Source organism: Frigoriflavimonas asaccharolytica (assembly GCF_013294015.1).
Taxonomy (GTDB): domain Bacteria; phylum Bacteroidota; class Bacteroidia; order Flavobacteriales; family Weeksellaceae; genus Frigoriflavimonas; species Frigoriflavimonas asaccharolytica.
Map to the genome: position 1 here is coordinate 21,903 of NZ_JABSNO010000001.1, position 12,924 is coordinate 34,826.

Here is a 12,924-nt window from a genome sequence, read left to right on the forward strand (position 1 = left end):
ATGGTAAATTTTTGAAGCTTTTCTTGACTTTTATTAATTCCTTAAAATCAAATATTTTACTTAAAAAGTAAGCTTTCTTTTACGAAAAAATATTTAATCTATTGATATTTAAAGAAACTCGACATTTGTAAAAACTGCTAGAATTATCTATAAATTAACGAAATTATATTCGGCGAAAAATTCATTATAGCTAATATAAAGAGTATATTTATTAATCTGCTTTAAATTTATTATATTCGCAACTTATTTTTAACTTAAGAAATTAGAATTGATGAGTCAATTTACCGAATATAAAGGCCTGAATCTTACTGAAATAGCGACAAGAATTTCCGATTTTTGGAAAGAAAACAACACTTTCGAAAAATCTGTAGAAATTCGCAATGGAAAACCAGAATACGTTTTTTATGAAGGTCCACCTTCTGCAAACGGAATGCCTGGAATTCACCACGTTATGGCAAGAGCTTTGAAAGATATTTTTTGCCGTTACCAAACACAAAATGGAAAACAAGTTTTCCGAAAAGCAGGTTGGGATACACACGGATTGCCGATAGAATTGGGTGTAGAAAAAGAATTGGGCATCACAAAAGAAGACATCGGCAAAAAAATTTCTGTAGAAGAATATAACGATGCTTGCCGAAAAGCTGTGATGAAATACACAGACGTGTGGAATGATCTTACAGAAAAAATAGGCTATTGGGTAGATTTAAAAGATCCATACATTACCTATGAGCCAAAATACATGGAAACAGTTTGGTGGCTTCTGAAAGAATTATATAAAAAAGATCTCTTATATAAAGGTTACACCATTCAACCGTATTCTCCTGCTGCAGGAACTGGACTTTCTTCGCACGAATTAAATCAACCAGGAACTTATAGAGATGTATCTGATACAACGGTTGTTGCACAATTTAAATTAAAAAAAGCACCAAAAGACGCCAACGAAACTTGGAAAAAACTTTCTGCATTGGCTTTTGCAGATGCTAGTTTGGATACTGAAGAAATTGCAGGTGCTTCTTGTGGTGGCGCTTTGCATTGGGAAGAATTTGATCAAAACCAACCAAAAACAGATGTCTATTTTCTAGCTTGGACTACTACACCATGGACTTTACCTTCTAATACTGCATTGGCAGTTGGTAGAGATATAGAATATGTTTTGGTGAAAACATTTAACCAATATACTTTTGAGCCAATAAATATACTTTTGGCAAGAGTTCTCCTAGAGAAAAACTTTGGAAAGAAATATGCAGTCGGAACGGATGAAGATTTTGCAAAGTACACTTCAGAATCAAAAGTAATTCCCTATCAAATTCTATCTGAATTTACTGGAGCAGATTTAGCTGGAATAGAATACGAACAGTTAATACCTTGGTTTTTGCCAGCAGAAAATCCGGAAAATGCTTTTAGATTAATTATTGGTGATTTTGTAACCACAGAAGATGGAACTGGTATTGTGCATATTGCGCCAACATTTGGTGCAGATGATGCAAGAGTGGGAAAAGAAAATAATATCTCGCCACTTTTGGTGAAAGATAAAAATGACAGTTTGGTTCCTTTAGTTAATCTGCAAGGAAAATTCATCAAAGGAGAAAACGTACCAGAATTATTTGCTGATAAATTCATCAAAAATGAATATTACGAACAAGGAACGGCACCCGAAAAATCTTGGGATGTAGAACTTGCAATTCTGTTAAAAACTGAAAACAAAGCCTTTAAGGTAGAGAAATACGCTCACTCATATCCACATTGTTGGCGAACTGATAAGCCAGTTTTATATTATCCTATGGATTCTTGGTTTGTAAAAATGTCGTCTCTAAAAGACCGTTTGGTTGCCTTAAATGAAACCATCAATTGGAAACCAAAATCTACTGGAGAAGGTAGATTTGCAAATTGGCTCGCAAACGTAAACGATTGGAATTTATCTCGTTCTAGATATTGGGGAATTCCTTTGCCAATTTGGCGTACAGAAGATTTGAAAGAAGAAATAATCATCGGATCTGTGGAAGAATTGATGAATGAAATTGAAAAATCTATTTCCGCAGGTTTCATGACTGCAAATCCATTTGCAGATTTTGAAATCGGAAATATGTCTGTAGAAAATTACTTAAATATCGACTTACACAAAAATATTGTTGATAAAATCATATTATCATCCGCTTCTGGAAAACCGATGACTCGTGAAACAGATTTGATTGATGTATGGTTTGATTCTGGCTCTATGCCTTATGCACAACTCCATTATCCTTTTGAAAACAAGGAAATGATCGATTCTAATAAAGCATTTCCAGCAGATTTTATTGCGGAAGGTGTAGATCAAACCCGTGGTTGGTTTTATACTTTGCATGCCATTGCAACGTCAGTTTTTGATTCCGTGGCCTACAAAAATGTAATGAGCAACGGTTTGGTTCTAGATAAAAATGGACAAAAAATGTCCAAACGTTTAGGAAATGCTGTAGATCCTTTCACCACTTTGGATAAATACGGACCAGATGCAACACGTTGGTACATGATTTCTAATGCAAACCCTTGGGAAAATCTAAAATTTGATCTAGAAGGAATTGATGAAGTTCGTAGAAAATTCTTCGGTACTTTATACAATACCTACTCGTTTTTTGCATTATACGCTAATGTAGATGGATTTAATTATTCTGAAAAAGATGTAGAAAATCGTCCAGAAATAGACCGCTGGATTTTGGCAGAACTCAATTTATTAATAAAAGAAGTTACCGCATATTACGAAGATTACGAACCTACGAAAGTTGCAAGAGCGATCAATACTTTTGTGAATGACAATCTGAGCAACTGGTATGTAAGACTTTGCAGAAGACGTTTCTGGAAAGGCGATTATTCTGAGGATAAAATTTCTGCTTACCAAATCCTTTATACATGTTTGGAAACGGTAGCGAAAATTTCTGCACCAATTGCACCATTTTTCATGGATCAATTATACCAAGATTTGAATAAAATTTCTGGAAAGAATGAAGCAAATTCTGTTCATTTAACGGATTTTCCTCTGGCTGATGAAAATTTAATTGATCTAAGTCTTGTAGAAAAAACGCACTTAGCGCAGCAAATTACATCTATGGTATTTTCTTTGAGAAAAAAGGAAAACATACGTGTGAGACAGCCATTGCAGAAAGTTTTGATTCCAGTAATGGACGCTAAAATACAAGCGCAAATAGAAGCAGTATCGGAATTGATAAAACAAGAAGTAAATGTAAAAGAACTTCAATTAATCAATACAGAAGAAGCTTCACATTTGATTGTGAAACAAATAAAACCCAATTTCAAAAGTTTGGGCGCAAAATTAGGAAAAGACATGAAAATGGTGGCAAATGAAATCACTAATTTCTCTGCCGAAGATATTGCTAATTTAGAAAAAGAAGGTAAAAAAGAAATTCAAGGTTATGAAATTTCTCTGGAAGATGTAGAAATTTCTACTAAAGATATTCCAGGTTGGACGGTTGCGAGCGAAGGTAAAATGACGGTTGCATTGGATTTAACCTTAACGGATGAATTGAAGGCAGAAGGAATTGCGAGAGAATTTGTGAATCGCGTACAAAACATTAGAAAAGAAAAAGGTTTTGATCTTACGGACAGAATCATCATTGAAATTGAAGAAAATTGTCCTTTTAAAACTGAAATTTTAGATAATAAAAATTATATTTCTGCAGAAGTATTGTCAAATGAAATAGAAATTGTAATTTCACTTGCAAAATTCCAAGATATAGAAATTGATGAGGAAACTTTCAAAATCAATGTCCAAAGGATTGGAGAGCAATAATTGATGCGATAATCGTATTAATTATTAAAAAATAAATTTAAAAATAACTTCATACAATAAAGATATGAGCGAAGGAAGACAAAGATACAGCGATGCAGATTTGCAGGAATTTAAGGAATTGGTGCAGGCAAAAATTGCAAAAGCAGAAAAAGACTTGGGATTGATCAACGAGAATTTTGTGAACAATAAAAATAACGGAACAGATGATACTTCCCCAACTTTTAAAGCCTTTGAAGAAGGTGCAGAAACGTTGAGCAAAGAGCAAAATTCTATTTTGGCAGGAAGACAAGAAAAATTTGTGCGAGATTTAAAACATGCATTAATTCGAATTGAAAATAAAACCTACGGAATTTGTAGAGTTACGGGGAAATTGATTCCGAAAGACAGATTAAGAGCTGTTCCGCACGCTACTTTAAGTATCGAAGCGAAGAATATGCAACGATAGAATTAGGAATTAGGCTTTAGGCTTTAGGCTTTAGGCTTTAGGCAAAATACGTTTTTATGCAAACATTTTTTATAATCTCGGCGTTTGCGGTTGTTTTAATCTATTTTTTTCGAAAAAACATCAAAGAAAAAATAGTTCCAAATAAGGAAAAACAATATACAATTGATGATCAATTCAACTCTGATAAGCGAGATCGGGAAAAAGAAATAGACGAACTTTTATCTAAAATGGGTAAAAACGGTATAGAAGATTTAAGCAAAAAAGATAAAAATAGATTGGAAGAACTTTCTAAAAAATAAAAAAAATTATGGAATCATACGTAGTTCACCCAAAAAATGAGATGGAACTTAAAGCCTTGAAAGGCACTTTGCGAGATATGGGTATTAAATTCGAAAGGTACAACCCTGCTTACACGCAGAAAAACCCTATAAAAGAGCAAAAAGTTCAGGAAAAAAAAGACGCTAAATTCTTTAAGCCAAAGAAGTAAAAGTTTCTGCTTTTTAAAAATACAAAACCAAAACTTCGTTTTAATCTTAAAAAACGAAGTTTTTCATTAAAATAAAAATCTTGAAAAAAATAGCATTTATTACCATTTTGATCTTAATTATAGATCAAGCTTCCAAAATTTACATCAAAACCAATTTCCAGTTAGACGATTCTATTCCTATTCTACAACAAAGTTGGGCAAGGTTGACTTTTGTAGAAAACCCAGGAATGGCGTATGGTTTGCAATTTGGCGGCTTAATTGGTAAATATTTCCTCGTGATTGTAAGAATTTTTCTGATTGCGGGCATGGTTTACCTTTTTAGAAAATGGTTGAAAGAAGGAATTCACAGCAATTATTTATTTATCCCAATGGCAATGATTTTTGCCGGAGCTATAGGAAATTTAATAGATGGTATGTTCTACGGGATGATATTCGATAGCGGCACACACTACGAAACCGAAGTTGGAAGATGGATACAATACGGAGGAGTTTCAAAATTAGTTCCTTTCGGAGACGGCTATTCCCATTTCATGAAAGGTTGCGTGGTAGACATGTTTCATTTTCCGTTGGTAGATTGGTGGGCACCAGATAATTGGCCAATAATAGGCGGAAAACACATTGAGTTTTTTAAATATATTTTCAATGTAGCAGATTCTGCAATTACTGTTGGTGGATTGTTACTTTTCATTTTCAGAAAGCGTGCATTTCCTAATGGATTTCAATTGTAATTTATTTTAAAAATTATATTATATTTACAATCTAATATGATAACCAAAACAAAAATACTATTCTACCCTCATTTCTTTAGACCACAATTAGTTGTTTCTTAATTGTTTTTATGCTGCTAATTTATACTTTTCAAATGGCTTTTTAAGTTCGATTCCTTGGTGACTTCTGTTGTGATATCTCAATAACCATTTTTGTATTCCCAGATAAAGCTCTAATCCATCTTTCGCAGGATTTAAAAATATATGCTGATACTTTAATGTTCTCCAAAACCGCTCAATGAAGATATTGTCTAAACATCTGCCTTTCCCGTCCATCGATATTTTTATATCTTCTTTTTTCAAATATTCTACATAACTCTTGCAAGAAAATTGAGTGCCCTGGTCGGAGTTTAATATTTCTGGCTTTCCATGAATTTTTATTGCTTCCTGAACCACTTTTAATGATTCCGAAGCATCCAAAGAATTGCTAATGCCCCAACCTACAATATATCTGCTGTACACGTCTATCACTGCTGTCATGTACATAAATCCATTTTTCATAGGAATGTAGGTAATGTCTATTTGCCACACCTGATTGGGTTTATGAATTTCTAAATTCCTCAATAAATACGGATAAATATATCTATTCTCCCCTTTTTGTGTGAGCATCCTTCGAGGATAGATCGGCATGATAGACGCCTTTCGCATCAACCGACGAACTCTTTCGTAGCTCATGTTTATTTCTTTTTCTTTCAGCATACACTTCATCGTAATCACTCCCGCAGTAGGTTCCTGCATGATATGCTGATCCATAAGTTTCATAGCTTCCAGGTTTTCAGGATTTTCACCTTTAGCACAGTAATAAAAACTAGACCTGTTGATCTCTAAAAGTTCACACTGTTCCCGAATACTTATTTCAGAATCTTGTTCAATTAAAACTCTAAAATCTATCATAGACCGAAGCGTTTTAAGTTTTTTTTTAAGAATTCTTTCTCCATCTCCAGCTTACCAATTTTTGCATAAAGCTCTGAAACATCTGTCTCCGGAATCTCTTTTTGCACTTTTTCTTCAAATATCAATGCAGAATTTTGTAAAAACTCTTGTTTCCAGATAGAGATCTGGTTGGGGTGCAATTCAAACTTCAATGCCAATTGCTGCAGTGTTTCTCTTTCTTTTAAAGCTTCGATTACTACCTTGGCTTTAAAACTACCATCAAATTTTCTTCTCGTTTTTCTCATGTTTTTTCCGACTATTTAAAGTTAATAATTTCAACTTAAATAGTGGTCCAATTTTTCAAGGGTATTATATACATCTTACAGCATGCCATAGAAAGCCAGAGCGTTCTTTCTTCTGGAAAGGCAAACAATTTCCCGTTTGCGCAAGATGTACAGGGATTCACTTCGGCTACTTCGCTTTTCCAATATTTCTATTTGGGTTTTATTCCATCAACATTTGGGTTACACTCGCAATGATGAGCATCACATACATAGACGGCATAATACAAGCATTTTTTAATCTAGAAAGCAATAACATCAGACGCGTAATTACAGGTGTAATATCTGGAGTAGGTTCAATGTCATTAGTATCAATAACAGGAATAGCAATAGGAAAACTCATTTTACAATATATAAACTAACAACAAATAAACTAAAATTATGAACGATTTGAATCAAAACCAAAATGTAAACCAGCCACAAGACAATGAGGATTTGGAAACAATAATGAAAGTATTATCTTTCTGTATTCCTTTAGCTGGAGCAATTCTTTGGTACATCAACAAAGACAAAGCACCAAAAAAATCTAAAGCAGCATGTCATATGGCACTTTACGGTCTTGCTTTAGGCGTTGTATTGCAAATACTAGCAACAGTAATGGGAATTGGCGCTGCAAGCTTAAGTAATTAATTAAAAAGAAATTTATAATAAGCATCCAGTTTTGGGTGCTTTTTTTTTGCAAAACATTTAAGTAGTTTAAATGTGTAATAATTACTATTTTTGGGCAACAATTGGAACTTAACCAATGCAATTATTATCAATAGCAGACATTAGACTTCGCCGAAAAGCAAAAAATTAATTTTTATGGCAGCTTTTCCGCCCTCCGTTCCCGCTTTTTTGTTCGTCGTTCCTCCTCACAAAAAGAGCTTCACTCAGGTCGGGCTGCAAAGCATCGCACACAACAAAAATTTATGAAAGTTTTAAAAAAATTATTTTACACAAGTATCATTTTCATTATTATTTCTATTCTCGCAATCTTGTGGTGCAATTATACCATAGAAAGCAATACAGAAACCTTTCTAACTTCATCTATATCAAAAGTTCCCGCAGAAAAAGCAGGATTACTTTTGGGCACAAGCAAAAATTTGGCAAACGGAACCATCAATCCTTATTTTAAATACAGAATAGAGGCAGCCGCAGAATTATTTCTCGCAGGCAAAATTCAAAACATCATTGTAAGCGGAGACAATTCCGTAAAACACTACAACGAAACCGAAGATATGAAGTTCGCTCTCATAGAAAAAGGCGTTCCCGAAAATAAAATTTTCGAAGATTTTGCTGGATTTCGCACCTTAGATTCTGTCGTAAGAGCGAAAGAAATTTTCGGACAAAACAGTTTAATCATCATTTCTCAAAAATTCCATAATGAAAGAGCCATCTACCTTGCGCAAAAAAACGGAATGAATGCTTTTGGCTACAATGCAAAAGATGTGAATAGCCAATTTGGTTTCACTACCAATGTTCGCGAAAAACTGGCAAGAGTAAAGGTTTTTGTAGATTTAATTTTCGGTGTAGAACCAAAATTTGGTGGAGAGAAAATTATTATTCCTTAAATTTGTCAAATTAATAAGTTTGATTTTAAAATCATACAACAATATTCACTTATCAATCATATCAAAATGCCCAGAATACTCACCGGAATACAATCTACAGGAACACCACATTTAGGAAATTTGCTTGGCGCTATTTTGCCAGCAATAGAATTATCTAAAAAACCCGAAAACGAATCTTTCCTTTTTATTGCCAATCTGCATACATTAACCCAAATAAAAGATGCAGAACTAGCCAAACAAAACACTTACGAAACTGCAGCTATTTGGTTGGCTTGTGGTTTAGATACAGAAAAAACATTTTTCTACAGACAAAGTGACATTCCAGAAGTTGCAGAACTTTCTTGGTATTTATCCTGCTTTTATCCTTACCAAAGATTAACCCTTGCTCATGGTTTCAAAGACAAAGCAGATCGTTTGGACGATGTAAATGTGGGACTTTTTACCTATCCAGTTTTGATGGCCGCAGATATTTTGTTGTATGATGCAGAAGTAGTTCCCGTTGGGAAAGACCAATTGCAACATCTAGAAATGGCGAGAGATATGGGAGCGAGATTTAATAACCAAATGGGAGAAATTTTCGTGCTTCCCCAAGCAGAATTACAAGAAAACACGAAATACGTTCCTGGAACGGATGGACAAAAAATGAGCAAATCTCGCGGAAACCTTATCAATATTTTCTTACCAGAAAAGCAATTGAAAAAGCAAGTAATGTCTATAGAAACAGATTCTAAATCTTTGGAAGAAGCAAAAGATCCGGAAACAGACAAAGTTTTTGCCATCTATAAATTAATCGCTTCCGCAGAAGAAACCGAAACACTGAAAGAAAAATATCTTGCTGGAAATTTTGGATATGGACATGCGAAAAATGAACTTTTACAATTAATTCTTACAAAGTTTTCTAAAGAAAGAGAATTGTTTGATTATTACATGAATAACCTACCAGAATTAGAAGAAAAACTACAAGAAGGCGCAGAAAAAACTAAACTCGTTGCAATGGAAACTTTGAAAAGAGTTCGCGCAAGTTTGGGAGTATAATTATAAAATTTATTCATTACCACTTAACCATTAAGTTCAAAGAAAATTTCAAGCTTTATTACTTACAATCAAGGGATTTTTTAGCTTAAATTTTCATTTTTTTGGAAATCATCAATTTCCTCACCAACTGAACTTAATGGTTGCAAAATGAATATGGAAAATATTGAAATTTAGATTTTATTTCCGAATTTCCTTTACAAAAACATCTCAATTTCCACCAACTTCTCTACTCTTTTTATTTCTGTAAGCGCAGGTTGATCATTAAAAACATCAAAGAAAATAACGTCTAAACCAAAGTTTTTAGCGCCCAAAACATCTGCAATCCAATCGTCGCCTATCAAAATAGATTCCTCTTTCGTTGCATTTGCAATTTGTAAAGCATGCTCGAAAATTTTTGGATTGGGTTTTCGTATGTTTAAAGAATCTGCAGAAGTTACGGTTTCAAAATAATTTTTCATGCCAGAACCTTCTATTTTTCTGTAGCTCACTTCTTCAAAACCATTGGTAATGATGTGCAGTTTGTATTCTTTCGCCGTCAGATAATCCAAAATTTCTAGAGATCCATCCACCAATTCATTAAATTCTACAATATCATCTAAAAACTGATTTTCAAAATTTTGAGATAATTCAAAATCATCAATACCAAATTTTAAAAAAGTATCGTAAAATCGATGTTTTCTTAAGTAGGCCTTATCAATCTTTTCATCTCGCATCTTTGCCCACATTTCTTCATTGATAATGTCATATTGGACATGAAATTCTTCAAAACCCAGTTGGTATTTATTTGCACAATCGTACTTTGCAAATAGTTTTATCAGCGTTAATTTTGCATTTTTTCTGTGATCCCAAAGTGTATTATCAAGATCAAAAAAAATGTGTTTTATATTTTGCATGAGTTGTATATAATAAAAAAGACTGCAAATATTTGCAATCTTCAATTGGTTGGTAAATTTAAGAAATTTAATTTTTAGAAATCAAAAAAGTCTTCTTTTTGTTTCCCAAAACCGATAGATTTTTAGAAAATGCAAGAATAAATTGGATGGTTTCTTTTGTTGGTAGTAAAGCATTGCTACCAAATAAGTCGATTTTTTTCATACGCTCTTTTATTTCTAATAGAAACGCAAAGATTATATTTATATTATCTTGTTAGTATAATATTATTCTCATCTTTTATTTTTCTTAAATTAATCAAAGCATATCTCACTCTTCCCAAAGTCGTATTGATACTGCATTCTGTATGGTCTGCAATTTCCTTAAAGCTCATATTATCAAAAAATCTCAACTTAATTACTTCCTGCTGCTTTTCTGGCAATTGTACCAAGAGTTTTGCCAAATCCGAGTTTATTTGATGGGTGATTAAAGATTCTTCTATGTTTTCAGAAGTTTCTTGAATCATATCTAGAATAGAAAATTCTTCGTTGGAATAGGTAGTTTCAGAAATATTTCTGTTTTTTGCCTTCAGTCTATAATGATCTATCACAAGATTGTGCGCAATTCTCTTTGCCCAAAGGATAAATTTCCCTTCTTCGTTGTACTTTCCTTTTTTCAAGGTGACAATAATTTTCATAAAAGCATCTTGAAAAATATCATTTGCAAGATCTTTATTTAAAATTTTATAAAAAATATAAGTAAAAATTTCCCTTTGATGACGGTTAATCAAAATTTCCAAGGCATTTTCGTCGCCGTTTTGGTAAAGATTTACCAATTTACTGTCAGTATATTCGTTCATATTGTGCTTCATTTATCATTAATAAAGATGAGAAATCCCTTTGCAAAAGCAAAAACCCAGTATCGATATTATTATTTACGTAAAAGAAGTAGATATGTTTCTATATTTTGAAAAATTTATGTGATAAATATATAAAATATAATTTAAAAGTTGAAAAATATTATTGAATTATTAAAAATAATCAGATTCTACAAATAGCAAATACTGCAATTTCGGCTGTGAAAAGAGCATTAGAAACATTTAATCACGGAAAATTTAATTTACATTATAAATAATTTTATGATTAAATTTGCTACTTATGGAGCAATTATTTCTACGTACAATCACAGTGATGCGTTATATATTGCCTTTGCGAGAAGGCGGTTCTCTTCCTGCACTTGCAGAAGCAGACGATGATTTCAAATATGTTTTAAAATTTCGTGGTGCAGGACATGGCGTGAAGATGCTAATTTCGGAATTATTGGGCGGAATGATCGCCAAGAAACTCGGCTTGCCAATACCAGAATTGGTTTTTGCTCATCTGGATGTAGATTTTGGCAGAATGGAAGCCGATGAAGAAATACAAGACTTGCTCAAATTCTCTGAAGGTTTGAATCTCGGGATGAGTTTTCTTTCTGGCGCTTTAGCCTATGACTCTTCGGTGAAAGTTGATCCTTTGTTGGCATCAAAAATTGTTTGGTTGGATGCATTTATTACCAATATAGATCGCACTTTTAAGAACACCAACCTTCTGATGTGGCACAAAGAATTGTGGGTGATAGATAATGGCGCATCTTTTTACTTTCATCATTCTTGGCAAAATTTTGAAACGGCTGCGAAAACACCATTTAAATATATAAAAGACCATGTTTTGCTTCCACAAGCAAGCCATCTGCAAGAGGCAAATACATTTGCACACGGAATTTTAAATGATGAATTTTTCCGAAAATTGGTCAATTTAATTCCCGAAGATTGGTTGCAATGGAACGATGCCGACGAAAATTCCGCAGAAATACGGGAAATCTACTTTCAATTTTTGAAAACAAGGTTAAAAAATTCAGCAATATTTTTAAAAGAAGCCGAAAATGCAAGAGGATAAACTATATGAATACGCCGTGATTCGTTTTGTACCAAGTGTAGAGCGAGAAGAATTTTTTAATATTGGCTTGGTTTTATTTTCTAAAAAAGAAAGATTTATTCGCATTGCATTCAATATTTGCGAGAAAAAATTTGCGTTGATGCAAAACAAAATCGGCTTTGCTGAAATTAAAAATAATGCAGAAAACTTTGAAAATGTAGCCAATGGAAACAAAAACGCTGGCGAAATAGCAAAACTAGAAATTCCAGAAAGATTCCGTTGGTTGACGGCAGTTCGCAGTTCTGTAATCCAAACTTCGCGACCACACCCTGGAAAAACGAAGGATTTGGATAAGACTTTCGAGCGGTTGTTTGGGGAATTGGTGGGGTAATAAATATTTTGTAAATTTATATCGATTAACCATAGAAAGAGATCATTTAAAAATAAAATTATGGAAACTACCTCATCTTCATTTCACAATACTATAATTAACAAAATATTATTAATTTCAAGCATTTTGGTGTGCCTATTTTGGATTTTAAGCAGAACAATTGATGTCTATAATTATGCAATTGTGGGTGCTATCTATGAAATGCTTTGGCTTCCATGTATCGTTTCTCTTATCATTATACCTTTGGTATCTCTTATATTTTTAATAAAGGATAAATTCAATTTGCGTTCACTTAATTTATTTTCTTTAATCGTAATGACGTTGACACTATTAATAATATATAACGTTATCAATATTATTTAATTATATCACAGATTTCATAGTCGCGACATTAGAATACACAAAACACGCTGAATTTCAATAAAAATAATAAACTCTATACCTCTTGCGTAGCAATTACCAAAT

General features: G+C 32.9%; 16 protein-coding genes. 11 read left to right on the forward strand and 5 right to left on the reverse strand.

Annotated elements, in window-relative coordinates:
• Positions 1-271: 271 nt before the first annotated feature.
• The 5 genes from ileS (at position 272) to HNQ03_RS00105 (ending at position 5,441) form a co-directional block, all read left to right on the forward strand.
• Entirely contained in the window at positions 272-3,781 is a 3,510-nt protein-coding gene (gene ileS / locus HNQ03_RS00085; RefSeq protein WP_173777600.1) for an isoleucine--tRNA ligase, read from the forward strand.
• A gap of 64 nt (positions 3,782-3,845) precedes the next feature.
• Positions 3,846-4,226, forward strand: coding sequence for a TraR/DksA family transcriptional regulator (locus HNQ03_RS00090; protein WP_173777601.1), 381 nt, complete (start codon positions 3,846-3,848; stop codon positions 4,224-4,226).
• A 56-nt stretch (positions 4,227-4,282) separates the two neighbouring features.
• Positions 4,283-4,525: a DUF6576 domain-containing protein gene (locus tag HNQ03_RS00095; RefSeq protein WP_173777602.1), complete on the forward strand. Its 243-nt coding sequence runs from the start codon at positions 4,283-4,285 to the stop codon at positions 4,523-4,525.
• 8 nt (positions 4,526-4,533) lie between these two features.
• Complete coding sequence (locus tag HNQ03_RS00100; protein WP_173777603.1) at positions 4,534-4,713, forward strand: hypothetical protein; 180 nt, start codon at positions 4,534-4,536, stop codon at positions 4,711-4,713.
• A gap of 80 nt (positions 4,714-4,793) precedes the next feature.
• Positions 4,794-5,441, forward strand: a complete 648-nt coding sequence (locus HNQ03_RS00105; protein ID WP_173777604.1) for a lipoprotein signal peptidase — start codon at positions 4,794-4,796, stop codon at positions 5,439-5,441.
• Positions 5,442-5,549: 108 nt separating this feature from the next.
• Here the strand turns inward: HNQ03_RS00105 and HNQ03_RS00110 are convergent, their stop codons facing one another.
• Together HNQ03_RS00110 and HNQ03_RS00115 are read right to left on the reverse strand one after the other, a co-directional pair.
• Positions 5,550-6,374: an IS3 family transposase gene (locus HNQ03_RS00110; RefSeq protein ID WP_173777605.1), complete on the reverse strand. Its 825-nt coding sequence runs from the start codon at positions 6,372-6,374 to the stop codon at positions 5,550-5,552.
• On the reverse strand, positions 6,371-6,658 hold the full coding sequence (locus tag HNQ03_RS00115) for a transposase (protein ID WP_173777606.1): 288 nt from the start codon (positions 6,656-6,658) through the stop codon (positions 6,371-6,373). The genes HNQ03_RS00110 and HNQ03_RS00115 overlap by 4 nt, the downstream gene beginning before the upstream one ends.
• A gap of 68 nt (positions 6,659-6,726) precedes the next feature.
• Between HNQ03_RS00115 and HNQ03_RS00120 the strand changes: the two genes are divergently transcribed.
• The 4 genes from HNQ03_RS00120 (at position 6,727) to trpS (ending at position 9,282) form a co-directional block, all read left to right on the forward strand.
• Positions 6,727-7,056, forward strand: a complete 330-nt coding sequence (locus tag HNQ03_RS00120; RefSeq protein ID WP_317170334.1) for a DUF2085 domain-containing protein — start codon at positions 6,727-6,729, stop codon at positions 7,054-7,056.
• Between the two features lie 19 nt (positions 7,057-7,075).
• Entirely contained in the window at positions 7,076-7,324 is a 249-nt protein-coding gene (locus HNQ03_RS00125; RefSeq protein ID WP_173777607.1) for a hypothetical protein, read from the forward strand.
• 281 nt (positions 7,325-7,605) lie between these two features.
• Positions 7,606-8,247: a SanA/YdcF family protein gene (locus HNQ03_RS00130; RefSeq protein WP_173777608.1), complete on the forward strand. Its 642-nt coding sequence runs from the start codon at positions 7,606-7,608 to the stop codon at positions 8,245-8,247.
• A 66-nt stretch (positions 8,248-8,313) separates the two neighbouring features.
• Positions 8,314-9,282: a tryptophan--tRNA ligase gene (gene trpS / locus HNQ03_RS00135; protein WP_173777609.1), complete on the forward strand. Its 969-nt coding sequence runs from the start codon at positions 8,314-8,316 to the stop codon at positions 9,280-9,282.
• Between the two features lie 194 nt (positions 9,283-9,476).
• Here the strand turns inward: trpS and HNQ03_RS00140 are convergent, their stop codons facing one another.
• From HNQ03_RS00140 to HNQ03_RS00145, 3 genes are all read right to left on the reverse strand, one after another.
• Positions 9,477-10,175: a YjjG family noncanonical pyrimidine nucleotidase gene (locus HNQ03_RS00140; protein WP_173777610.1), complete on the reverse strand. Its 699-nt coding sequence runs from the start codon at positions 10,173-10,175 to the stop codon at positions 9,477-9,479.
• A 67-nt stretch (positions 10,176-10,242) separates the two neighbouring features.
• Positions 10,243-10,377: a hypothetical protein gene (locus HNQ03_RS16150; protein WP_262888531.1), complete on the reverse strand. Its 135-nt coding sequence runs from the start codon at positions 10,375-10,377 to the stop codon at positions 10,243-10,245.
• 43 nt (positions 10,378-10,420) lie between these two features.
• Positions 10,421-11,011, reverse strand: a complete 591-nt coding sequence (locus tag HNQ03_RS00145) for an RNA polymerase sigma factor (RefSeq protein WP_173777611.1) — start codon at positions 11,009-11,011, stop codon at positions 10,421-10,423.
• Between the two features lie 298 nt (positions 11,012-11,309).
• Between HNQ03_RS00145 and HNQ03_RS00150 the strand changes: the two genes are divergently transcribed.
• Positions 11,310-12,089 carry a HipA family kinase gene (locus HNQ03_RS00150; RefSeq protein ID WP_173777612.1) on the forward strand — a complete coding sequence of 260 codons (780 nt, stop codon included), beginning with the start codon at positions 11,310-11,312 and terminating at the stop codon, positions 12,087-12,089.
• Positions 12,076-12,459, forward strand: a complete 384-nt coding sequence (locus HNQ03_RS00155; RefSeq protein ID WP_173777613.1) for a DUF3037 domain-containing protein — start codon at positions 12,076-12,078, stop codon at positions 12,457-12,459. Before HNQ03_RS00150 ends, HNQ03_RS00155 begins: the two co-directional genes overlap by 14 nt.
• Positions 12,460-12,924: the final 465 nt, after the last annotated feature.

Coding starts and splice junctions, on each gene's coding strand:
- ileS (WP_173777600.1), top strand. CDS start 272: ATGAGTCAATTTACCGAATATAAAGGCCTGAATCTTACTGAAATAGCG.
- HNQ03_RS00090 (WP_173777601.1), top strand. CDS start 3,846: ATGAGCGAAGGAAGACAAAGATACAGCGATGCAGATTTGCAGGAATTT.
- HNQ03_RS00095 (WP_173777602.1), top strand. CDS start 4,283: ATGCAAACATTTTTTATAATCTCGGCGTTTGCGGTTGTTTTAATCTAT.
- HNQ03_RS00100 (WP_173777603.1), top strand. CDS start 4,534: ATGGAATCATACGTAGTTCACCCAAAAAATGAGATGGAACTTAAAGCC.
- HNQ03_RS00110 (WP_173777605.1), bottom strand. CDS start 6,374: ATGATAGATTTTAGAGTTTTAATTGAACAAGATTCTGAAATAAGTATT.
- HNQ03_RS00115 (WP_173777606.1), bottom strand. CDS start 6,658: ATGAGAAAAACGAGAAGAAAATTTGATGGTAGTTTTAAAGCCAAGGTA.
- HNQ03_RS00125 (WP_173777607.1), top strand. CDS start 7,076: ATGAACGATTTGAATCAAAACCAAAATGTAAACCAGCCACAAGACAAT.
- HNQ03_RS00130 (WP_173777608.1), top strand. CDS start 7,606: ATGAAAGTTTTAAAAAAATTATTTTACACAAGTATCATTTTCATTATT.
- trpS (WP_173777609.1), top strand. CDS start 8,314: ATGCCCAGAATACTCACCGGAATACAATCTACAGGAACACCACATTTA.
- HNQ03_RS00140 (WP_173777610.1), bottom strand. CDS start 10,175: ATGCAAAATATAAAACACATTTTTTTTGATCTTGATAATACACTTTGG.
- HNQ03_RS16150 (WP_262888531.1), bottom strand. CDS start 10,377: ATGAAAAAAATCGACTTATTTGGTAGCAATGCTTTACTACCAACAAAA.
- HNQ03_RS00145 (WP_173777611.1), bottom strand. CDS start 11,011: ATGAACGAATATACTGACAGTAAATTGGTAAATCTTTACCAAAACGGC.
- HNQ03_RS00150 (WP_173777612.1), top strand. CDS start 11,310: ATGGAGCAATTATTTCTACGTACAATCACAGTGATGCGTTATATATTG.
- HNQ03_RS00155 (WP_173777613.1), top strand. CDS start 12,076: ATGCAAGAGGATAAACTATATGAATACGCCGTGATTCGTTTTGTACCA.